Raw genomic sequence first — 20,546 nt, 5'->3', positions numbered from 1 at the left:
ATTTTATTGTTTTTTTATATTTTCCACTTTTTCCATCAAATATTCACTTGGACCATTTACGTTTTGTCCGGCGAGGAAGGTGGCTTTAGCCCTGTATTTCGCTTTTCCGTGCGATAACGGGGTAAGGCATCATTACTGAGCTTTTCATGCAGTGGCGTCGGCACCAGGTCCTCGTCAGGCTCGCCCGGGAGGCTTTCTCCCTTACGCAGCGCTTCCTGCCGTTGAAGTGCCTGGGGATGCACCGTGACAGCCAATTCCTGGGTCGTCGGCGACCATTCTATCGTGACGCCCTCTTGTCGCATCTTTTCCCTGAGCAATCCATGCACATCCGCCCGTACTGACGAGCCCGGGCGCTCTCCTCGCGTCACCCTTACCTTGGGCACACCGATAAGGTCAGCAAATTCCTGTTGGTTGAGGTTTAGTGCGGCTCGTGCCACTCGCATGCTGATAGAAGAAAGGTCTTCGCCCCAAACATAGAGCTCCACCTGGTCAAGAGTGCTGAACACATCGACCTGGATACCGTTCGCGTTCATCACATAAACAAGCCGCATCAACGTGTCAGCTCGCATGGCCATGTCAGGCTTTTCATTCCGTGCAATGACGGTTTTGCTCACGGCCAGTTCTTTGGCCAGTTCCTGCTGCGTCATCCGCGTGACGGCACGCGACATGCGCAGGGCAATAGCCAATCGCGTTGTGTCGTACATACAGGGCTTGTGCTCCGGGTTTTCGCCAGCTAGCATACACTGAAGTTATCGATGCTGACTTTTGTGACAAAAAAAGGCCTTAAATAGCTGAAGGATGCCTATATGCCCAAAATGACACTAACCCAGCAGTTTGTCGACGGCGCCGCTACCTGCCCCGCCAATAAAGCCCGGATGGATTACTACGATACCAAGCTCGTGGGCTTTTCCCTCAAGGTGCTGAAGTCAGGCAACAAAGCCTATTATATCCGCTACCGTGATGCACGCGGCAAGCTGATAGAGCGCAAGCTGGGCAGCGTAAGCGTAATGAAGCTGGCTGATGCGCGGAAAATAGCCCATGACGTGCTCTCTCAAGTGGCGACCGGCGACGATCCGTTCGAGAAGCGCGAAACCCTGAAGAAAGTGCCAACGCTCGGCTATTTCGTGGAGCGCTGGTACATGCCCCACATCAAAAGCCGCAAGCGCAGCTGGGAAACCGATGAAACCTTCCTGCGTCTGCATATCCTGCCCTGGCTGGGCAAACTGCATATGGACCAGGTGAAAAAGCAGCATGTGATCGAAATGCTGGCCTATCACCGCCAGACCCATGCGCCTGCCTCGACTAACCGCGCTCTGGTGCTGTGTCGCTACATTTATAACTGTGCGCTGCGATGGGAGGTAGAAGGTGTGACGCGCAACCCGACGACCGGGATTGACCTGTACCCGGTGAATAACAAGCGGGATCGGTATCTGAAGGAGGAAGAATCGGTAAGGTTGTTCGAGGCGCTGGAGACATCGCGCAATACACAGCTGCCTTTCATTGTTGCCATGCTACTACTCACCGGCGCACGGCGACGGGAGGTGCTGACGGCTCGGTGGGAAGACATGGACCAGGAAAAGCAAATTTGGCGTATCAAGTTCAACAAGACGGGGAAAACGCGCTTCGTGCCGCTGTCGGACGGGATGCTGTCGCTACTGGCCAAGATTCCGAGGGAGGAGGGGCAAGGATTTCTCTTTCCCAACCCGAGAACAGGTAAGCCGTTTACCGCCATTTTCTACAGCTGGGATACGGCACGACGTCAGGCGGGGATGCCCGAGCTCCGCATTCACGATTTACGCCACAGCTTCGCCAGTATGCTTGTCAACGCCGGACGCAGCCTCTACGAGGTGCAGCGACTGCTGGGCCATCACCAGATCACTACCACTCAGCGCTATGCCCACCTGAGCCATGACTCCTTGGTATCAGCAGCAGATTCAGCGGCCCAGTCCGTGCCGTGGGATAAAACCCGACGGCAGCGGGCACAGGCAGACAGAACACTGCCCCGGGCAAGGGATCGCATCGGGTCGGAGACGGAAGATCCGCAGGAATAAAACGGACAGATACGAAAAAGGCAGCCTCCAGGGGCTGCCTTCTTTATGCGTGGTGCTTCAGGATACGGGCGGTATCAGCTGAGAGTCAGTGCGCGAATACCGCTTCCAGACTATCGGCCGTCATGTTTTTCTCCGCCCACACTTCCAACTCTTGTTGGCTGGCGTCAGCCAGACGCTGAGTCGCCCATGCCGGTATATCACCAAATTTGAGTGTCATTTGTTTACGCAGTGTGCTTTCCAGCGCGCTCATACGCTCTTTGGCCAACGCCTGGCGCTCCAACGTATTCACATAAGCCACTTTCTTCTCCGGCCCGCCCCATAACTCAAGTGTTCAGCAGCGCTTCCAGTGAATCTGCCGACAGGATCTGCACGACCCACTCGCTTAGCTCAGTATCATCAGCTTGCTGTATGCGCTGATCTGCCCAGGCGGGCACTTCACCAAACTTGAGCTTAATCTGATTGCGCAGCGTGCTTTCCAGCACGCTCATACGCTCTTTGGCCAACGCCTGACGCTCCAACGTATTTACATAAGCCATTTTCTTCTCCTCTTGTATCTCATCGACCTCATGAGAAAATATCGGTTCCAACCCGTACGGCAGCTGTATCATCCAGTCAATGATGTTGAATAGACGCACGACTTCCGCGCGCTCATAGCCCCGCTCAAACAGCAGGCGCGTCAGCGCAACCTTGGTATCCTTGCGTGTCGCGCCGTCCTTCAACCGCTTGGCGTGCAACTGGGCCATCACCACCAGCGACATCTCGTTGGGGTTTTGTTCCAGCGCTTCCCAGTGCTGCTCCCAATCAATCAACTTGGCCGTGGGGAATGTGTAAGTCAGCTCGCACCCCCAACGCTCGTAGTGAAACGTCGTGGGCCGGAAGGTCTCGCGGGTATCGGCCAGCACCGCCAGACTCACCACATCCATGCCGTAGCGGTCGCGTAGCCGGTACTGATAGGTATACATCCGCTCGGCAAAGTCGTCTTCCGGTTCGCCCTGCACTTCAACGTGAATCAATACCCAGGTTTCGCAGCCGTCCCGGGCGTAGACCCTGATCAGCTTATCGGCATAGCGCCGCCCGCTGTTGGCGTCGGCGGTAATTTTCTGCAGCTCGTTATCCAGAAAGCTGTAGCCCCGCGACCAGTCCACCTGCTTTTCGATGTCGGGGAACAGCAGCCCCAGAAACTCCTGGAAATAGGCGTCCAGAGCCATCTTCCAGGGGCTGTCGTGATCGCTGCTTCGGGATGTGTCCGCGTCGCTCATGGGGGCTCCTGTTTCAATGCCTTTATTATAGCACACGACCATCTGTCAAGCGTTTTTTCTCCACGCTACAGTGCGAAAAAGGCAGCCTCAACGGGCTGCCTTTTTTATGCGTGGTGCTTCAGGATACAGGCGGGATGAGCGGAGATTTAGTGCGCGAACAGCGCTTCCAGTGAATCTGCTGACAGGATCTGCACGACCCATTCGCTAAGCTCAGTGTCACCGGCTTGCTGAATGCGCTGATCTGCCCACGCGGGCACTTCACCAAACTTTAGCTTGATTTGGTTGCGTAACGCGCCTTCCAGTGCAGTTATACCCCCCCTCCTGCCGCTCACGTTTCGCCCAATTTTCCAGATTGTCTGCCAGCATATTTTTATCCTCTAGCAAGCAGCTATGCGCTCAGCCCATGAGTACGTCCTGTAGCATCCGCATAGGTACGAGTCTGTAGCGGCAATAGAGCCTTACGCAGCGGGCCTGTTTGAGGTGGACCCAATCAGTTGGACAGCTTGAAGGCGCCATTAAGCTCTGTTTCGGCTGTATTCCCGGCTCAAGCTGCCAGGGTCGTGACCTGTTGGTAGTGCACCTGATTCGGTGTGTGGTAATCAAGGCCCTGATGATACCGAGTCCGGTTGTAATGCCGGAAGTATCGGCTGAGCGACTGCTTCAAGTGATGGCCGTCCTCGAAGGCGGTGAGGTAAACGCATTCATACTTGACGCTACGCCAGAGCCGTTCCACGAAAATATTGTCATGGTAGCAGCCCTTGCCGTCCATGCTGATACGGATACCATGCTCCTTGAGCACACTGGTGAAGGCGTCGCTGGTGAACTGAACGCCCTGATCGGTGTTGAAGATCTCCGGCGTTCCGTGGCGTTGTAGCGCTTCCTCAAGCGCGTCAACACAGAAGTCCGTGTCCATGGTGTTGGAGACCCGCCAGGACAGCACCTTGCGGCTGTACCAGTCGATGATGGCGATCAGATACATGAAGCCCCGAGCCAGCGGAAGATAGGTAATATCCGTTGCCCACACCTGGTTGGGCCGATCTATCCTGAGGCCTTTCAGCAGATACGGATGGATCCTGTGCCCATCGCCCGGGGTGCTGGTTCTCGGACGCGGATACACCGCCTGAATGCCCATGGTGCGCATCAAGCGCTGCACCCGCTTCCGATTCACCCGGTAGCCCTGGTGCTGCAGGTGAACTCGCATCTTGCGAGAGCCATAGTACGGCGTTTCCAGGTGCTGCTGATCCAGTAGATACATCATGTCGAGATCCTCGTGGCGTTGCGCACGGGAGATGTAATACACCGAGGAACGACTCAGCTTGAGTAGCTCACATTGGCGTGAAGTGCTGACCTGGGGGTGGCCACGCTCGATCATCGTCAATCGGCGTTGACGGCTTACTGATCGAGCTTGCGCGATAAAAAATCGCGTTCCACCGTCAGTCGGCCTATCTCGCGGTAAAGCTCGTCGCTGCTGGGCTCATTGGACGGCTTGCTCGTCTTTTTCTTGCCCTCAAAGAGATCGGTTGCGTTCTCCATCAGCTCACGCTTCCAGGTGCTCACCATGGTGGGGTGAACCTGGAAGCGTGCGGCTATTTCAGACGTGGTCTGCTCGCCCTTGAGGGCGGCCAGAGCGACTTTTGACTTGAATGATGCGCTGTACTGCTGGCGTTTTTTGCTCATGATTTTTCTCCTCATGGAGATGGTGAATCAGAGCTTAGGCCCCTGTCCAAATTTTGGGGTCCACTTCAGTTCTTTCTTTCAGCCCCCAGCGTAAGCTTGGTGAGTACCGCCCCTGTGTCGGCTTGGCGGCTGGCCCAAACAGCTGCTCGTGAAACTGGTCTGTTAGCGTCTGCAAATAACGCGCCGTTTTACGCTGGCATACTGGGTACTGGCTGATGAGTTCCAAGGCACATAACACACGCTGAAACTGCTCTTGCTCCACAGCACGCTGGAGGCCTTTCAGCTCTTTGGCCGTCGGTACATAGCCGTGATACCAAACGGCTTCAGCCAAGTCTGTGACGCTATCAAGAGGCTGTTCCAAAGGTTGTCGAGCAACGCGATACAGCCAATCCAGCGGTGAATTAGCCGCCATTAGCTTCGCCTTCCTCGCACTCACGCTTCGCCCAATTCTCCAGGTTGTCTGCCAGCATGTTCCTGTTCTCCACCGGGCTACGTTAATCAGTCGCCGAACAGCACGTCCAGCGAATCCGCAACCAATATCTGCTCCACCCAATGATTCAGTTCGTGCTCGCTGGCCTGCTCCAGACGCTGATCGACCCACGCCGGTACTTGATTGAACTTGAGCTCGATCAGCTTGCGTAGCGTATCGATACGGCCTTCTGTACGGCCTTCTGTACGGCCTTTGGCCTCGCCGCGCTTCTCGCCTTCCTCACGCTCGCGCTTCGCCCAATTTTCCAGATTATCTGCCAACATATTTCTATCCTCCACCAGGCTATTCAGCTCTGTTAGATCGACCTTCGCCCCCAAACGTTCAAAATGCCGCTTGATCCAGCGCGTGACAATGCGGTCGATGCGGTCCTTGTCCGGGTCGGCTTGAATAATCGCCACGATACGATCGACGGCTTTCTGCAGCGCTTCGCGACCATCTTTTGCTTTTTCGATACCAAAAATCCCGCTCAGCACGCTGTTACGCTCGGCCAGGTCTTCGTCGCTATAGCGCCCTTCATCCACCAGGTAGTAGCGCAGATGCGGTTGATACGGCTGCAAGAAACCGGGGGGCTGCGGGGTGATCATGTCAGACACGTCCCGCTCGGCTGTCCAGCGCTGAGCGCCGTTATACAGCACGATAGGAAATACCGGCGGCAACCCCTTGCTGGGGGTCGTCACGCCGTTTTTTATCAGCTGATCGTGGAACCCCGCCACGTAGTGCATCATCTGCACGGGCATCATGTAATCCACGCGGGACTGAAACTCCAGCAGGATGTAGAGATAGACCCGCTGAGTCACGCCTTCCCACGTAGCCTTCACCGACCACACCACGTCCTCGATCTTTTCCTGATTCAGCGGCGTCACGTAATGCCCGTTGTGCTGCTTGAGCGTCGTGACGTCCATCAGCGCCGCGATGTCGTCAGGCGCAAAGCCTTCGATCAGCTGCTGCACAAACTCGGGATGGCTGAACAGTTCCTTGTAGGCGATATCGTGCGAGTGACTGGCCATGCGTGCTCCTGTTTCAATGCCACCATTATAGCACACCACCTGCCAGGCCCCGCCGGGTCATGCCGTGCGCCCAGTACGTCCGATATAAAACCAAAAAAAAAAGCATACCCATCGCCGTGCCCTGTCCCACAGTGTCGTTAAGGACGACCGTGAGACAGAGCGGTAATAAAAAGGATGGAAGAAAAAGCGGGCAGTGGCGTTGGCGTCAGCCTTACAGCCACCCCCGCTGGACAAACGAGGTAAAGCCCTCCCCAGCTACCACGACGTGATCCAGTACCCGGATATCCACCAGCCCCAGGGCATCCTGCAGGCGGCGGGTAATGCGTCTATCAGCGTCGCTGGGCTCGGGTTCGCCGCTGGGGTGGTTGTGAACCAGTATCACGGCGGCAGCGTTATGGTGGAGCGCGTGCTTGACCACTTCGCGCGGGTAGACGCTTGCCGAATCGATCGTGCCCCGAAACAGCTCGTCGAAGGTGATCAGGCGATGCTGGCTATCGAGCAGCAGCACACCAAAGACTTCATGCGGGTAGTCGAGCATCAGGGTTTGCAGGCAGCGGTGCACCGTGTGGGGCGCAGTGAGCTTGTTGCCCTTGCGCAGCTTGCGGCGGGCGATCATCTTGGCCAGATACAGCAGTTCCTCGGCGGTCACGTCCTGCGACAGCTGATAGGTGCCGGGCTGCTCGCCGGCCATGAGCTTGGGCTGTGGTTGGTGGGCTTGTGGTTGAGACATGTGGCCTCCAGTAGATAAGCCGGTCGCGTAAAACCAGACCGGGATAAATGGGCGTAATTGGGCCGTGCAGGCTGGGGATCGCCTGCCGAGGGTTATTCAGGAAACGCGGGGAGCGTCGCGCCTTTCAGCTCGGCAAAGCGTTCGGTGAGCGTCCAGAGGGCGCGGTTGAGGCGCACGTCCTCGGTGACGTTATTAATGGCTCGAGTGCGAGTACGACGGCCACTAGCCGACTTGCCACGCACGCCGCCCTTAAACAGGTTTTCCTGGGTTCGCCCGAATACCTGCCAGAGCGTGCCGCCCGCATCCTCGGTGCGTCGGGCCTGGAGAACGTTGTCCGGGCGAATGGGACTGTGCTGCTGCCAATCATCGCCATAGCGCAGGGCGAGCGCGGCTTCGGCAAATAGCCGGGCTTCGCCGCTATGCACCATCGTCGACTGAAACACCTCCATGCCCTCGGCAATACGCGGCACCTGATGGCTAAGCGCAACGGAGCCTTCCAGTATCTCGTCCACCACATGCTTGCCGTGGCGTACCCGTATCCCGCCCATGTCGCTGACGGGGGCCACCATGCCGTTCGAGCAGATGAGCCGAAACAGGCCCAGATCCAGCTGATAGGCGGCGCTGCGGTCGTGGCTGTTGGTGAGTACCAACTCGGCCACGCTGTCGCCCAGGTCTATCTGTCGGTCAGGCTCCTGCCGAAAGCGGATCATGTGCCGGGCGGTGGTCTGGCGGCTCATGTCGCGCACGTTGGTTTGCTGGGCGCGTACCGGATACCAACCTTCGGCCTGCAGGGCATCCACCACGTTGATGGTGGGCACAAAGCCGTAGCGCTCGGACACGGCGTTATCGGGCTCCTGGGCAAAGATCGCGGGGGCATGACGGTGCAGGCGGTCGTGGGTCAAAATTTGCATGGTCTATCTCCTGATATGTTTTTCTCATTCGGATACCCACACCACGGCATAGCGCCCCGCGCCCCTTCAGGCAGCGGGGAGCGGGCTATGGCGTAGGGGTAAAAAATGGCGTGATAACAGCTTGTTGGGTGGAGTGAGTCAGGCTTACTTTTTCCGGGGATCTTTATCCGCCGGGGTCAGCCCTTTTCCCGTGGGCTTTGGCTGTTGGCCGTTCTGGCCTTGCCCTTCCTGCTTATGCGCCTGCTCGGTCTTCGCCTGGAGCTTGTCAGCCAGCGTGTTGGGGGCATTGGCCGCTTGGCCCTGCTGCCCGGCATCGTTCGCTTGGGTGGCTTCGGGATAAAACTCTTCCACCACGTCGGCGGATTCCTCCGCACTGTCTTCAAACGCGCCGTTGGCAAAACCGCTTTTGGCGGCCTTATCGAGGGCTTTCTGATCAAAGCCCATCGCTTGCCGTTCCTCGTCGATACGCCGGGCTTCGGCCAGGGTGTCTTCCAGCGTCCAGCCCTCGCGTAGAGTGATGTCCACGTAGAAGATCGGAGTACCCCGGCTTTGCCGGGTGGATTTCCCGCGCAGGCGTAGAGCCAGCGGCATACAGGCCAGCCGGTTGCCGGCTACGGCTTTGAAATAGGCCAAGCGAGCCGCGAGCGTTCTGATCGAGTTGAAGCCCGTGGTACGGAAGATAAAGCTGCCCAACGGGTCGTCGTCGCCTATCAGCACGTTAAGCCGTCCGTAGGGCTTGCAGGCACCGCCCTGAGCCAGCGGGCACATATCTGGCGAGGGACACGGCAGCGTCTCCATGCCGTCGCGGGTGCGGCGTTTACACTGTTCCCCGTCGCCTACGCACAGCGGGCGTGCGGTCTGGCGATCAAACAGCGTGTATTCGGCCCTCAGATTGAGGTCGGGGTCGTTGAACAAAAAGCGGATGGGGATTTCGCGGAGCTTGCCGTCCTGTTTGCCACGCAGCAGCTCGTCCATGGGGTGCGGTATCCAGCCCTCTTTGGTTTGAAGCTGGGAGGTGATAGTGAACTGATCGTCCTTGCGGGGCAGGCGCTTACCGTTCTGTTCGACCACCTTACCGATGGCGATCCGCCCGAGTATCGGCGGGGTAATGGCGAGTCCTTTAAGCATGAGAGTGCTCCTGACATAAAAAAACGCCCCAGAGCGGCCAGAGAAGCCGCGCTGAGGCGTTGCGTGGTATGAGTTGATATAGGTGCGGGTATGACGTCATCGCCGCTGTAACGGCCTTGATGCGCTTCACCGCTGGCGTGGGTATCGGGTCGTCACCGCCCTACTGGCGCACCACAAAGCGACGCGAGCCGGGCACGGTCCTGAGATAGTCCGCGCAAATCTCGGGGTGCTCCTGCTGCAGCCGCTTGGCATCCAGTCGCGTGCTGGGTTTGGATTGTTTCCAGCTAAGGCTGCCGCTGGGGAACGTCGCCTGAGTAGCGGTACCCATCGCTTGCTGAAGGCGATGCTTGAGCTTGGCTTCCTGCTTTTTTGCCGTGTCGAGCTGTTGGCGTACCTGTTGCAAAGCGGCAAAGGCTTGGCTTAGCTCGCCGTCCTCGGTGAAATCCAATATCTCGCCGTCGTCCCGGGGAAACAGCTGACGCAGGGCGCGGTCGTCGGACTCCGTGCCGTTGGCCTGCGGGGGTATGTCCTGCTCCACGCAGTCCCAGAACTGGCGTTCCAGGGCAATCAGCTGCTCGATCATGGCCTCGTCGCGTTCGATGCGGTGGATTTGCAGCTCGTGGCCGCCCAGCAATACGGCCACGTCGGCTACCTGCTGCCCCGTGACGGCCAGCTGATGCATCACCTGTACCTGTACGTACTCGGGCACGCCGTCCTTCCAGAGGCGTGCCCCGTGCACACCCGCCGTCTTGCACTCCAGTACCTCGACATCGGCATTGCCCACCACCTCACGGTCAAGGTTGGCCATCATCCACCGATACTTCGTGTGCTGCAGAATCGCGTTGACCCGCTGAACACGATAACCGGTGTGCTTGGCGTAATGGTCAGCCACAATCGGTTCCAGTACCTGCCCCCAGTGAAGCGGGCTGGTGAGTTGAGCTTCTTTATCCGGCTCAGTCATTCCCGGCTGACGGCCGGTCTTTTCCAGCCAGAGTTCCAGCTGAGACTTGTACGGATGCAGGCCGATGGCCGCGGCGGCATCTGAGCTGCCGATACCGCCCTGACGAATGTTCAGCCAGGCACTGCGATCTAGAGCTCGAGTATCCACCAGACGGCGGGCGTGAGCGCGATAGCGACGTTGTTGCGGTTGTGGGCGTTTAACACGGGCATCACGACTCACGGGCTCCGGCATACCGCTTTGCTCGATGGCGTCCAGTACAGACGCCGTCACGCTCCCAGGCCTGGCTTTGGACGAGAGCGGCTTGTCCTGCGCTGTATCGATGGAAGGCGCTGTATCCGCGTGAATATCCTGACCGGCCTGCTCAAACGGAATCAGCGTGCTGCGCTCGATTTCTTCCTGCGTGACCGGAAACAGCGGCGTTTTAGCGTGTATGGCTTTCTGGCTCATGATGTTTCTCCTGATAATATTTCTTCCGCTCACGGCATAACGGCCCGTGCCTTGGGGCAACGGGCCGCTGATGAAGGACGGATATAACAGCAAGGCGCTGTGGTAAATTTTGGTGGGGTGACGGGCTGTGCCCTACTCCACTGGCGAGCCAAAGGCATGGCCGCAGGCGCGGCACTCGTGATTATCAAGTACCTTGCTGTCCAGCTCGTCGCCCAGCCTGGCACCGGCTACGCCACCGGCCGTGCCACCCACCAGGCCGCCGAACACGGCACCAGCAAGCGAGCCAACGCCGATACCCACAGGGCCGGCAAAGGCGCCGACCAGCGCGCCGGCTTCTGCGCCGCTAAACGCCCCTGCTGCGCCTGACGCCGTACCGGCAGCGGCTCCCGTGGCCCCACCGACCTTGCGGCCGACGTTGCGCGTGATCACCTGATGCGAGCCGCAGCTCGGGCAATATACCGACATGGCTATGTGCTCCTGTACGTGTGGTTGTGTGAGGCCAGTGGTGTGCACTAGCTTCACCTTGGTAATACAGGGCTGAGATTTTTTTGAATCAAATCGAGAAGGGAAGCAGATTAGGCGGGGTGAAAGAAGATCACGACTTTTCGCGTCATGGGAAGGCCTGATGTCATTTCTTACGTAGGCGTATCATGTGATGCCACGTTCATTTCTCGTTAGAGTGGTTGACAGACAAGGACGGATAGCCCCTGCCGGATAATGGGATTCCCTTGACCCGTCATTTCCGGCCTTTCGGCTCAGCGTCCATTTAGGTATATGTTAATATACAGTAGTTCAACAGTAGACCGACAAGGTGTCTATCGTCCCCTTCAAGAGGGACGACAATAGCTCAGCCATGAAGGCGGATACCGTAGTCCTGTCAAGGACTTGATACCGATGACGCCAGGCACTCATGCAGCCCCCAAAAGGGCTGCATGTGATGATCCTGATACGGTCGGGGACAGTGAGGGCGAAGCCTGCTCACTTCGCCTCTGCCAGCCATCTCGTCATACCGCCCTACTCTACGTCGCAACGTGGCGATAACGGCGAGGTTACAAGCCTCGCCGATTCTTTCTGACACGAATGGAGATATCGTCATGTCCCACCCCAAGCGTTCCAAAGACAACCGTAACCACAGCCTGCATTACGCCCCCGAATACTCCCCTGCCGAAGGCGTGGTGTATCCGGTGATGACCAAGCAAGGACCGTTGGTCGACAGTTATCTGGATCAGGCCTACGCGGTTTTTCGCAAGGCGCTGGAGCATCACAGCCGTATCCTTGCCGTGCGGTTTGATTTGCATATCCCGCGAAGTATGACCCTGCCTGACCACAAGGAAAGCAGCCAGATCATTCGCCGGTTTCTTGCTTCCATACAAAGCAAGATTGACGCGAACCTGAAGCGTAAGCAGAGCCCGCATCAATGTCCCCTGCGTTACATCGTGGCCCGGGAGATCGGTCCGCGTAACGGACGTGTGCATTTCCACGTCATGCTGTTGGTGAACGGCCATGCCTATCGTCAGTTGGGGACGATGGACTCCGAGATGCCTAACCTATTCTGGATGATTGGTGAAGCGTGGGCCAGTGCCTTGGGTATTCTACTGGAAGAGGCGATTAACAGCGTGCAGTACCGATTCAAGCCTGGCGTTTGCCAATATTACCTCGATCCCCTGGAAGACTACGACAAGCTCCCGAAAGCCTTTCACCGGGTCAGTTATCTATGCAAGGCGCAGACCAAACACTTCGGGCAGTGGCAGCGCGGATTGATGACCAGCAAAAAGTAAGCCTGTTGTGCCTATGGTATGCACATCTACCGCACCCACGTAAAAAACATGGAATAACTCACCGCCGCCAACCAATGACGGAGAAAAGAAGCCGGTGATTCCCTTACTGTCGAGATGGCCTGCGCTTTTGGTGCAGGCCTTTTTTATGGTTGGCCCAAGGAGCTTGATCATGTTTCAACGACCCAACCCGTTCAACATCGCGCCTATCATTCCACAGGCGTCACACAGCCACGCGAATGATTCATCCGGACCAATCCCCCGGGATTCTTTCTCCACGTCTCACAATGCCGTACAGACGTCTTCTGAACCCCCCATGCAGGATGTCGATGACGACCTGCAACGACTCGCCAGGATGGAACAGAACGAACCCAAGCGTCGGTTGATCCGGGACGTAAAGGCACTGGCCAAACGGCGCGGTATCACCCAGGCACAGGTCGCAGCCGAGCTGGGTGTCCCCCGTCGCACGCTGGAGGAATGGTTGCAGTTTCGACGATATCCCAAAAGGCCGGGAGCGACCTTGCTTGAGCGCTGGTTCGCGCAGCACCAGGAAAACGCCTAGCCCCCGCTTTTATGGCCGCAAGCCCCATGGAAGCGGGGTGGGAAAATAACTTTCCACTAAAAAATATCTATTTTTTTGAGTTTTATGAGGGTACTATACAGCTACATTTTTTGCCTATAAGGAACGACATAATGAAGCGCCCTCGCCGTGATGATCAGCTCAGAGCAAGCGATACCAGCCCGATACTCGCACTCAGGCAAGGCAAGCATATGGGCCCTTTTGATCAGTATGAACTGGCCATCATTGATTCATTACGAGAGGTTGAAAAACTCACTCAAAATCTTGCAGAGGGTGCTGCGCTGAATCTTTCCCTGAAGGATGAATTTCTACCCAAAAGTTTTCATCAAAATATTCAAGATGCCTCATACGGCATCAACAATCGTGGAAGGCTTTGGCAGATTCATTATTGCCTGGAAAAAATCAACGACGCATTGAAAGCACTTCCTGTAGAACACCTATCTATTCACACCCAGGCGTTTCATCGCGCTTTTATGACAAGCCAAACGCTGCAAGAAAAACACCCACATCACGCATCAATACAGAATGCCACAGCGACATTAATACATGAAAAAATAAGTCGCCCTCAACACTCATATTTACACTTATCATGGGTAGAAATAAGAACAAAAACCTTTACTTTTGATGAAGCCCAACATCACCTCTTAGTAATTAACGAACACCTTTCCTATCTCGTTAAATTGCTACGACATTCTGACGTAAAAAAACACCATCGATTACGTAAAAATCAATCCAAAAAACATGAAGAAACGATAAAAAATGTATTCAATCAATCGTTCAAAAAATCACCAGAGGTCTTATTTATCTTTCTTGACCTCAGCACTTCAAGTTACGTTGATGAAGCTAATAGAATATTGAATGAAATGAAAGGAAAAAAATATATTGACTACCATTCAATTAATGAAGCCAGAAAAAACTTCCTCAAAAAACGAAATCACCACCCGCTGTTCAATGGGCTCATCAACTACGTATGGAAATACCGATACACACACGGTGAGGGCATCACCTGCATGATGCTCCTTATCTATAATGCTGTATTGGAAACCCAGCAATACAGCTTGACTCATGCCCTTGGAAAATATTGGGAATCTGTCGCAGGTCAGGGAAGCAGTTACAAAACGCCCATTCTGAACAGCAACCAGAGGGCACAAGAACAATATTTTGGCCTACTCAAAAAAGATAGCGAAGAAGCTCAACGCGGCATTGATGCCCTAGCTCGCTTCATGGGTCTATACCAGATGTACGTCAAGCCCGAATCCCCTAAAAACATGCACACCTTTGGCACATCCAGTATTAAAAAAACAACCAATAAAAAGAAAAAAAACAACCACCTCCCAAAAAAAGACAAAGGAAAACCATAAGCCGGTAAGTAGCTATGCATAATTAATCGTGCATTTTTGCCGTAGCCCTGAGCAGCCGGTGAACCCCATTACAGAGGCGTCTAGGCGATCGATAAGCTTCTAGGGCCAGCTAGTGATTCTATACATCAAAATATCTGCATAGGCACTTACCTGATGCTGACGCATGACCTCATCGTTCGATAGCGCGGGTGAAGCGTGGTACGTTACGGACAATAATCAACCCGAGGAGCCCAAGCATGCCCAACCCCATCAAACGCCATGAGAACCTGGTACAGGAACAGGAACGTATTCAGAAGGAAAGAAAGGATCTGGAGAACAGTGATAGCTATCAAAACGCTATTGCCTTCAAGGAAGCGATTGAGAAAGTCATGAAGCAGCATGGCAAGACAGAAACAGATCTGCTTGAGCTGTATGGCGACAGCGACGCCAAAAAAACCAGCAAGTCCCCGAAAAAAGCAAAAAAATCCCTGCCGCTCAAGCACTACCGCAATCCACATACGGAGGAGGTAGTAGAAGCACGGAGCTTCAAAAATACCATGCTGAAAGAATGGGCGAAAAAATACGGTCGAGAAACCGTTGAGGGCTGGGAGTTCGACCCGAAGACCGAGAAGAAACCTGCCCAGGCGAGTGATGACACTACCGAGCCGTCTAAACCCGATAAGAAGAGCTAGCAGGGCCGTCAGGCCGTTTTATGCCGTCATGTAGGGGTAGGCACCGCCTTTCCCGTAGCGCAACGCAAAACGCCTCACCCGGCGAGGATGAGGCGTCTTCCATGTGGCTGGGGCATCGCAAAAACAAGCGGCTGCCCAGTTTTTGGTAATGCCGTGGGTGCCAGCTAGGATGAGTTTTGTGGGCGTACCCAGTGCCAAGGGTCATGGTCGGGGCCAACGGCTTTATCCAGCTCATGCTCCAGCTGGTCGGCAATAACGTCCCAGTTATCGGTACACAGCGCGACATCCCTGATCGGCATTTCTCCCTCTGCTGCCGTAATATCCCAAGTCACAACAGAATGAATGAACCGGCGCAGCCACATAAAGTCCGGTGCTTGAGGTAGAAGATTCGGGCCGCTCCTTCTAATGGGGATTCTTGCTCGCGTATCGATTGGGTGCCGCAAGGCATCGCGGCTCAAGTAGTTTGGGTCATCCGCTTCAAGCTTGTCGCATGTCTCCCAGTTACCGCAGACAAAATGGTTCGATAAAGCTACGTGCCGAAAATTGGACAGGATATCAAGGAGAAAGGGTTCTGTTGATGTCAACCAGGCTTCCTGCATCTGCTGGGTGCCGACTTGACCAGGCAGCGTTATACGGATTGCTCCACTCTGAAAAGCACGATAAGCGCTTTGCAGCTGGCGGCAAGCTTTTATCATGGCGTGTACCTGAGCCACACGTACCTGCGTCCGAAAACTGACCTTCTCATCGAAAATAATCATTTTTGACATTCTTCCCTACTCTCCCCCTTCTCGCACGGTCTGAAACAGCGCCATATAAGCGCGTGTGAGGCCGTCCTTGTCTTGGCCGTCGTCTTCTATCCCCGCACTGATAAAGTCGTCCAGGGCGTCGCTCAGGGCGATGGATTCGGGGCTATCGCCCAGCGTGGCCTGCCAGTGGTCGTACAGCGCGTAGAGGCTGTCGAGATCCGCTTGGCTCATGGGCTCGAAAAGAAGGTGCTCGTAGCGTTCCAGCTGGAGCATCAGCGCCTGGCGGGTATCGTGAGGTATCACGGGCATGTCGTAGCTCGCCGTTGAGGGCTCGGGGTTAATAAGATCGGTCATGGCCGAATCATAGCAGGCTGTAAGCGCGTCAGGGCGTTGTGGCGGGTCTTTTTCTACTCATCCGGGCCAATAGTCAGGTAGCGGCATAAAACGCCGCACGGGGCGTCGTTGGCTTGTTATCGCATGATTCAGCTGGGCAGTGGACCGCCTGTGCGGGTATCCGAGGCTATCCCTGCCTCGGTGGATAAGCCACCGTGCGCGTGGGTACCAGGGTTCAGGTCATACTGTGCAACGCACGGCAGTCGGCTGGGTGCGAGTTCAGTAACCCACCCGGTTCCGGTATACGTGCCTTCTCTTACCGCAGGATGGCTACCTCCTGTCCATTATGCCGGAGTGTAGCTGGCAAAACGCCCTGCGCCTCAGTCAAAATCAAAGCTCAGCTCGTCGTCATCCTCCCCGAAAAAACCGTCCAGATTCTCGGGCACATCGCCCGTGTCTTTCAGGCGCTTGTCACGCTCGGATAGCTGCTCCAGCTGGGCCGTCGAGAACATCTGGGCGTAGGCCAATGCCAGGGGTGCCCCTTGCAGCGTGGCCAGTGTCTCGGCGTCCAGGGCATTGAGCGCGGCTTCGTCGATACGGTACAGGCCCTTTACCGCCTTCGGCTCGGCATCCTCGCCGTGGCGCTGAATCGTCAGGGGCCACTGGGCAATCACCCCGGCCTGCTGGAGCGCCTGCGTGGCGGCCTGGGTCTGCTGGCGGTTGGCTTCGCACTGCTGCAAAAAGTCGAGGGTCTGTTGCACCGTGGCACTCGGCTCACCATCCTCGAACAGCGGCTCTCCGCCGTCGTCGCTCAGGCGCTCGACGTCCACCGCTAGTATTTTGTTGCCCTCCTGGCCGTCGGCCAGGGCAAAGGGATAGCTGCGCATCAGCGCGGGGACGTAGGAGCCGATCCAGCGACCGTCGGGGGCGACGTAGAGATTACGCTCCCCGTCGAGGCTGAGCAGGGCCACGGGGAGGTAGGCGTCCGCGCGGGTGATAAAGCCCAGCGCGTAATGGGGAATCAGCCGGTTCAACTCGGCCAGCAGCACGGGCACCACCGGGTCGTGCGCGGCATGGCGGTAGCCGTCCCGGGGCAACAGGCGCTTGTCGCGGTGCGCGGTGGCGGATAACGCGGTCCATTGGGGCATAACACTCTCCTCAAGGGGGCAGGAAACAAAAAACCCCCGCCGGAGCGGGGGTTGGCGTTTGACCTATCAGGCGATAGGCATCTCGCTCAGGGAGGGAGATTACGCGATGACGATGTTGCCATCTTCTACGGCAAGATCGTCGCCGGAGACGCCGGCCAGCTCGATGGTCATGTTGGCATCAGAGCCACTGTCGTCAGTGTTGACGGTCAGCGTAGTGTTGTTGCCACTAGCATCATCAAACGCAACGTTGACGCCGTCCTCACCGAGATTTTCGCCCAGCTTCAGAGCACCCTCTACGCCTTCCAGCGTCAGCGTATTATCGCCGCGGAAGAAGTCCGTGATGGTGACGGTTTCGCTGTCGCTGTTGGAACCGCTCAGCACGAAGCTGTCGTTGCCCTTGCCGCCGGACAGTTCCAGCGATTTGCTGCCTTCGTTGCTCTCAATCAGGCCTACGTTAGCAGTGATCTCGTCGTTGCCTGCGCCGGTGCTGACTGCAACTTCGCCGTTCAGGCCACCGGTGCCCACGTTGGTCAGGTCGATCGTGTCGTTGCCCGAGCCAGTGGTGGCGGTGAAGTCGTCGGCCACTTTCAGGTTCGCACCGTCATCGCCAGAGAAGTCACCGTTAGTGGTCTTGTCGATGTTGCCGAAGCTGATGTCGCCTTCAGACTTGCTGGCATCGAGCGTGCTCAGGTTGCTGAATGCGAGGTCCTGGAACGACAGGTCGCCAGCACCCTTGACGGTGATGCTAGCAACCTCGTCGCCGACATTAGTTGTCGTGCTATCCAGCGAAACGACGCCGCTGTTGCCTTCTTCTGCAGTGATGTCAAAGACAGTAGCCGGAGTCTTAACGCTGTAGAAGCTGTCTTCGGCGTTGCCGGACAGGTTCAGCTTCAGCGGGTCGTCAAAGCTGACGGTATCGTTGACGGTATCGTTGACGGTGATGCCAGCCTTGAAGACGTCAAAGTTGTCTTCAGCATCTTTCACCTGCGATGCCACATTGGCGATGGTGAAAGTGGTCTCGCCGTCGGCATTCGTGTAGTTCGCGTAGCCTTGGTTCCAGTCAGATTCAACGGTTAGGCCGGAAAAGTCGGAGACAACGTCGGCAGGAACAACGCTGCTTTGATCGGACTTGCCGATCTTGTCCAGATCCATGTCGCTGTCGCGAGTTTCGCCGTTTTCATTGGCTTCGTTCGGCTGTGGATTGTCAGTGCCCATGCCTGTGCCACCGTTACCGTCAACGGTGTCGTTCACCAGCGTGACGTCGCCTTGACCCAGAACATCGGAAAGGTCTTCGCCCAACAGATCGTCGTTATCGCTCGCCTCTGTCGTCAACGCCTCGTAGCTGTCCTGAATGTCGAGCTGATATGTGACATCAGAGCCGCCGGCATCCTTCGGCACGTTGCCGTCGGAAACGGCTTTCTGGACAATCGCCGCTTCGGCAACGCTCAGGGTGCCCAGGTCAAAGCCATCCTCAGCGATCTCTTCGCCTTCGCCGTCGGTCAGCTGAAGCTCTTCTGCATCTTGAACCAAGCTACTCTCGCCAGCCGCCAGGTTCTCCAGCGAATCAAAGATGGTGTAGTTGTTAACCGCGTTGATTACGCCTGCGCTAGCACCGGCGATGTTCGCCATGCTGTCAACGATGGTGGACTCTTTAGCACCGGTTACAACGCTCAGCAGGTTGCCGCTGTCGGAGGTCAGTTCGTCAACAGTGCCGGAAATGCTGTAGTCGATGTCGCGGGCGTTTTCAGCGTTCTGGAGGAACTCTGCGTCCTCAACAGACACGTCCTCGATGATGCCATCATCGCTTACCGTAAACTCAACGCCTTCCAGCTCGTCCTGGGCTGCCAGGATGTTCTCGGCAGTATCCTTGACGGTGTAGTCAACGTCGATGTCGGCTTTCTGAATCAGAATCGCCTCGGCCACGGTCACTTCGCCACCCAGATCGCCTTCTTCGTAGTCGGTGATGTCAACGCTTTCCGCGCCTTCGACTACGCCGTCTTCAGCGTTCTTCAGGTTCTCGACGGTGTCCTGCAGCGTGTAGCTGTAGTCGTCAGAGTTTTTGGCGCCGGCCAGAACAACCACCTCTTCGCTGTCAGCCTTCGCATCTTCGAAGATCAGCCCTTCGGTGTCGTCGGTCAGGACGTAGCCTTCTTCAGCGTTGTCTACCAGAGAGTCATCCGCCGCCACGATGTTGGCCAGCGTGTCTTCGATCTGGTAAGTGGTATCGGCTGCACCGGCAATGTCAACCAGCTCACCACCATCGGTCAGCTCATCAACGCTACCCACGACAATAATGCTTTCAGCGTCGTCGTACAGATCACGCGCTGCTGTCTCCATGTTGGCAACGCTGTCCTGCAGCGTGTACTCAGCCGGCAGGTTGTCCGCATCCTTCGCCGCACGTGCTTCTTCGAGGCTTAGAGGTTCAGTGAGGTCTGAAGGTGTGCCGGCGCCGGCATCGATAACTTCGCTGACCGGTGTGCCGTTGACGGTGGCTTCCGGGCGGTCGTCTTCAAACTGGCCGTACATGACCCAGTGCTGGTAGCCGTTTTCGAAGTCGCCGGCATCAATGGCATTGGCCACGTCTTCGTTGGCTGCCAGATACTCGTCTTCGTCGAAGCCTTCAGCAACGTCAGCGTAGGCGGCGTTCGGCGCGCGGCCTTCGGCAGCGCCGTACTCCAGGAAGTGAGTCAGCGGATTCATGTCGGATTCAGCAACATCCGGATTAGCTTCCAGATACTCGCTGGTGTTGAAGACTTCGTTGGGGTTACGCCCTTCGTTGGCACCGTACTCAAGCCAGTGCTCTTCGGCAGACAGCAGGCCTTCTTCGACTTCTGTCGCAACGTCCTGGTTCTGTGCCAGGTAATACGTTTCGTTAAATTGCATAGACATAATCGTTTTCTTCCTCGTGGTGAATATTCACTGAACCAATGGAACGACCGAGGCTTGGCCATACCAAGCAAGCGACCATGGCGCCATGACCGCTCTCAGAGTTGCTCGTCAAGCAACTTTGAGAGCGGTTTTGGCCTGCCCAGGTGCAAAATACATTGTTGCTGCTGCGTTAGCCAGTGAGATAACACTAAGTTCATCCTTCATTAACAATGTGTTGCACGGCCTGCTTGGCCAGCCGGCAGTGTAACGATGGGCGCATCGTTTCGTCATACTTTCTATCCGCATGAGACCATAGCGCCTAACTCGTCTCCGGTGCAAGCACCTAGTTCATTATACATGGCGCGGTAGGGGCCAAGCCTGCGCCGCTTGGTAGCAATGAACC

20 protein-coding genes are annotated in these 20,546 nt (G+C 56.3%); 5 read left to right on the top strand and 15 right to left on the bottom strand.

The features are described 5' to 3' along the window. Nucleotides 1–56: 56 nt before the first annotated feature. Nucleotides 57–704 carry a helix-turn-helix domain-containing protein gene (locus tag P1P91_RS05975; RefSeq protein ID WP_311885212.1) on the bottom strand — a complete coding sequence of 216 codons (648 nt, stop codon included), beginning with the start codon at nucleotides 702–704 and terminating at the stop codon, nucleotides 57–59. 102 nt (nucleotides 705–806) lie between these two features. On the opposite strand from P1P91_RS05975, the gene P1P91_RS05970 reads away from it, so the two are divergent. Then, nucleotides 807–2,051, top strand: coding sequence for a tyrosine-type recombinase/integrase (locus tag P1P91_RS05970; RefSeq protein ID WP_311885211.1), 1,245 nt, complete (start codon nucleotides 807–809; stop codon nucleotides 2,049–2,051). 85 nt (nucleotides 2,052–2,136) lie between these two features. Here P1P91_RS05970 and P1P91_RS05965 read toward each other — a convergent pair whose 3' ends face one another. The 10 genes from P1P91_RS05965 to P1P91_RS05920 all read right to left on the bottom strand — a co-directional run bounded on the left by P1P91_RS05965 (nucleotide 2,137) and on the right by P1P91_RS05920 (nucleotide 11,126). Continuing rightward, nucleotides 2,137–2,349: a hypothetical protein gene (locus P1P91_RS05965; RefSeq protein WP_311885210.1), complete on the bottom strand. Its 213-nt coding sequence runs from the start codon at nucleotides 2,347–2,349 to the stop codon at nucleotides 2,137–2,139. Between the two features lie 25 nt (nucleotides 2,350–2,374). Next, nucleotides 2,375–3,310 (bottom strand): RpnC/YadD family protein, encoded by a 936-nt coding sequence (locus P1P91_RS05960; RefSeq protein ID WP_311885208.1) that lies wholly within the window; start codon nucleotides 3,308–3,310, stop codon nucleotides 2,375–2,377. Between the two features lie 544 nt (nucleotides 3,311–3,854). Further along, nucleotides 3,855–4,987, bottom strand: a protein-coding gene (locus P1P91_RS05955; protein ID WP_407650599.1) for an IS3 family transposase whose coding sequence is annotated in 2 segments (ribosomal slippage) — nucleotides 3,855–4,705 and nucleotides 4,705–4,987 — 1,134 coding nt in all. Because the reading frame shifts where the segments join, the coding sequence is not laid out codon by codon here. 34 nt (nucleotides 4,988–5,021) lie between these two features. After that, nucleotides 5,022–5,399 carry a hypothetical protein gene (locus tag P1P91_RS05950; RefSeq protein ID WP_311885206.1) on the bottom strand — a complete coding sequence of 126 codons (378 nt, stop codon included), beginning with the start codon at nucleotides 5,397–5,399 and terminating at the stop codon, nucleotides 5,022–5,024. Nucleotides 5,400–5,485: 86 nt separating this feature from the next. Next, nucleotides 5,486–6,484 (bottom strand): Rpn family recombination-promoting nuclease/putative transposase, encoded by a 999-nt coding sequence (locus tag P1P91_RS05945; protein ID WP_311885205.1) that lies wholly within the window; start codon nucleotides 6,482–6,484, stop codon nucleotides 5,486–5,488. Nucleotides 6,485–6,695: 211 nt separating this feature from the next. After that, nucleotides 6,696–7,214 carry a RadC family protein gene (gene radC, locus P1P91_RS05940; protein WP_311885204.1) on the bottom strand — a complete coding sequence of 173 codons (519 nt, stop codon included), beginning with the start codon at nucleotides 7,212–7,214 and terminating at the stop codon, nucleotides 6,696–6,698. A 92-nt stretch (nucleotides 7,215–7,306) separates the two neighbouring features. Further along, complete coding sequence (locus P1P91_RS05935; protein WP_311885202.1) at nucleotides 7,307–8,125, bottom strand: DUF932 domain-containing protein; 819 nt, start codon at nucleotides 8,123–8,125, stop codon at nucleotides 7,307–7,309. 144 nt (nucleotides 8,126–8,269) lie between these two features. Continuing rightward, nucleotides 8,270–9,253, bottom strand: a complete 984-nt coding sequence (locus P1P91_RS05930; RefSeq protein ID WP_311885200.1) for a recombination directionality factor — start codon at nucleotides 9,251–9,253, stop codon at nucleotides 8,270–8,272. Between the two features lie 160 nt (nucleotides 9,254–9,413). After that, nucleotides 9,414–10,661, bottom strand: a complete 1,248-nt coding sequence (locus P1P91_RS05925; protein WP_311885198.1) for a YqaJ viral recombinase family nuclease — start codon at nucleotides 10,659–10,661, stop codon at nucleotides 9,414–9,416. Between the two features lie 132 nt (nucleotides 10,662–10,793). Continuing rightward, nucleotides 10,794–11,126, bottom strand: coding sequence for a hypothetical protein (locus P1P91_RS05920; protein ID WP_311885196.1), 333 nt, complete (start codon nucleotides 11,124–11,126; stop codon nucleotides 10,794–10,796). Nucleotides 11,127–11,755: 629 nt separating this feature from the next. On the opposite strand from P1P91_RS05920, the gene P1P91_RS05915 reads away from it, so the two are divergent. The 4 genes from P1P91_RS05915 to P1P91_RS05900 all read left to right on the top strand — a co-directional run bounded on the left by P1P91_RS05915 (nucleotide 11,756) and on the right by P1P91_RS05900 (nucleotide 15,048). Beyond that, nucleotides 11,756–12,439, top strand: coding sequence for a YagK/YfjJ domain-containing protein (locus P1P91_RS05915; RefSeq protein ID WP_311885195.1), 684 nt, complete (start codon nucleotides 11,756–11,758; stop codon nucleotides 12,437–12,439). A gap of 169 nt (nucleotides 12,440–12,608) precedes the next feature. Then, nucleotides 12,609–12,998 (top strand): helix-turn-helix domain-containing protein, encoded by a 390-nt coding sequence (locus tag P1P91_RS05910; RefSeq protein ID WP_311885193.1) that lies wholly within the window; start codon nucleotides 12,609–12,611, stop codon nucleotides 12,996–12,998. 11 nt (nucleotides 12,999–13,009) lie between these two features. Beyond that, on the top strand, nucleotides 13,010–14,377 hold the full coding sequence (locus tag P1P91_RS05905; RefSeq protein ID WP_311885191.1) for a YagK/YfjJ domain-containing protein: 1,368 nt from the start codon (nucleotides 13,010–13,012) through the stop codon (nucleotides 14,375–14,377). Nucleotides 14,378–14,613: 236 nt separating this feature from the next. After that, a complete protein-coding gene (locus P1P91_RS05900) occupies nucleotides 14,614–15,048 on the top strand; it encodes a hypothetical protein (protein ID WP_311885190.1) in 435 nt (144 codons plus the stop codon). 164 nt (nucleotides 15,049–15,212) lie between these two features. On the opposite strand, the gene P1P91_RS05895 is transcribed toward P1P91_RS05900, so the two are convergent. The 4 genes from P1P91_RS05895 to P1P91_RS05880 all read right to left on the bottom strand — a co-directional run bounded on the left by P1P91_RS05895 (nucleotide 15,213) and on the right by P1P91_RS05880 (nucleotide 20,158). Further along, nucleotides 15,213–15,815: a hypothetical protein gene (locus tag P1P91_RS05895; RefSeq protein WP_311885188.1), complete on the bottom strand. Its 603-nt coding sequence runs from the start codon at nucleotides 15,813–15,815 to the stop codon at nucleotides 15,213–15,215. A gap of 6 nt (nucleotides 15,816–15,821) precedes the next feature. Next, a complete protein-coding gene (locus P1P91_RS05890) occupies nucleotides 15,822–16,148 on the bottom strand; it encodes a hypothetical protein (RefSeq protein ID WP_311885186.1) in 327 nt (108 codons plus the stop codon). 359 nt (nucleotides 16,149–16,507) lie between these two features. Then, on the bottom strand, nucleotides 16,508–17,275 hold the full coding sequence (locus P1P91_RS05885) for a SapC family protein (protein ID WP_311885184.1): 768 nt from the start codon (nucleotides 17,273–17,275) through the stop codon (nucleotides 16,508–16,510). A 99-nt stretch (nucleotides 17,276–17,374) separates the two neighbouring features. After that, a complete protein-coding gene (locus tag P1P91_RS05880; RefSeq protein ID WP_311885182.1) occupies nucleotides 17,375–20,158 on the bottom strand; it encodes an autotransporter outer membrane beta-barrel domain-containing protein in 2,784 nt (927 codons plus the stop codon). Nucleotides 20,159–20,546 lie beyond the last annotated feature (388 nt).

The sequence above is a fragment of the Halomonas piscis genome (assembly GCF_031886125.1).
Lineage (GTDB): Bacteria > Pseudomonadota > Gammaproteobacteria > Pseudomonadales > Halomonadaceae > Vreelandella > Vreelandella piscis.
This window is presented reverse-complemented; position numbering and strand designations above follow the sequence as displayed.

What these genes read in the sequence shown, in the direction of transcription:
- P1P91_RS05975 (WP_311885212.1), bottom strand. Translation starts at nt 704, where the DNA reads ATGTACGACACAACGCGATTGGCTATTGCCCTGCGCATGTCGCGTGCC.
- P1P91_RS05970 (WP_311885211.1), top strand. Translation starts at nt 807, where the DNA reads ATGCCCAAAATGACACTAACCCAGCAGTTTGTCGACGGCGCCGCTACC.
- P1P91_RS05960 (WP_311885208.1), bottom strand. Translation starts at nt 3,310, where the DNA reads ATGAGCGACGCGGACACATCCCGAAGCAGCGATCACGACAGCCCCTGG.
- P1P91_RS05950 (WP_311885206.1), bottom strand. Translation starts at nt 5,399, where the DNA reads ATGGCGGCTAATTCACCGCTGGATTGGCTGTATCGCGTTGCTCGACAA.
- P1P91_RS05945 (WP_311885205.1), bottom strand. Translation starts at nt 6,484, where the DNA reads ATGGCCAGTCACTCGCACGATATCGCCTACAAGGAACTGTTCAGCCAT.
- radC (WP_311885204.1), bottom strand. Translation starts at nt 7,214, where the DNA reads ATGTCTCAACCACAAGCCCACCAACCACAGCCCAAGCTCATGGCCGGC.
- P1P91_RS05935 (WP_311885202.1), bottom strand. Translation starts at nt 8,125, where the DNA reads ATGCAAATTTTGACCCACGACCGCCTGCACCGTCATGCCCCCGCGATC.
- P1P91_RS05930 (WP_311885200.1), bottom strand. Translation starts at nt 9,253, where the DNA reads ATGCTTAAAGGACTCGCCATTACCCCGCCGATACTCGGGCGGATCGCC.
- P1P91_RS05925 (WP_311885198.1), bottom strand. Translation starts at nt 10,661, where the DNA reads ATGAGCCAGAAAGCCATACACGCTAAAACGCCGCTGTTTCCGGTCACG.
- P1P91_RS05920 (WP_311885196.1), bottom strand. Translation starts at nt 11,126, where the DNA reads ATGTCGGTATATTGCCCGAGCTGCGGCTCGCATCAGGTGATCACGCGC.
- P1P91_RS05915 (WP_311885195.1), top strand. Translation starts at nt 11,756, where the DNA reads ATGTCCCACCCCAAGCGTTCCAAAGACAACCGTAACCACAGCCTGCAT.
- P1P91_RS05910 (WP_311885193.1), top strand. Translation starts at nt 12,609, where the DNA reads ATGTTTCAACGACCCAACCCGTTCAACATCGCGCCTATCATTCCACAG.
- P1P91_RS05905 (WP_311885191.1), top strand. Translation starts at nt 13,010, where the DNA reads ATGGCCGCAAGCCCCATGGAAGCGGGGTGGGAAAATAACTTTCCACTA.
- P1P91_RS05900 (WP_311885190.1), top strand. Translation starts at nt 14,614, where the DNA reads ATGCCCAACCCCATCAAACGCCATGAGAACCTGGTACAGGAACAGGAA.
- P1P91_RS05895 (WP_311885188.1), bottom strand. Translation starts at nt 15,815, where the DNA reads ATGTCAAAAATGATTATTTTCGATGAGAAGGTCAGTTTTCGGACGCAG.
- P1P91_RS05890 (WP_311885186.1), bottom strand. Translation starts at nt 16,148, where the DNA reads ATGACCGATCTTATTAACCCCGAGCCCTCAACGGCGAGCTACGACATG.
- P1P91_RS05885 (WP_311885184.1), bottom strand. Translation starts at nt 17,275, where the DNA reads ATGCCCCAATGGACCGCGTTATCCGCCACCGCGCACCGCGACAAGCGC.
- P1P91_RS05880 (WP_311885182.1), bottom strand. Translation starts at nt 20,158, where the DNA reads ATGCAATTTAACGAAACGTATTACCTGGCACAGAACCAGGACGTTGCG.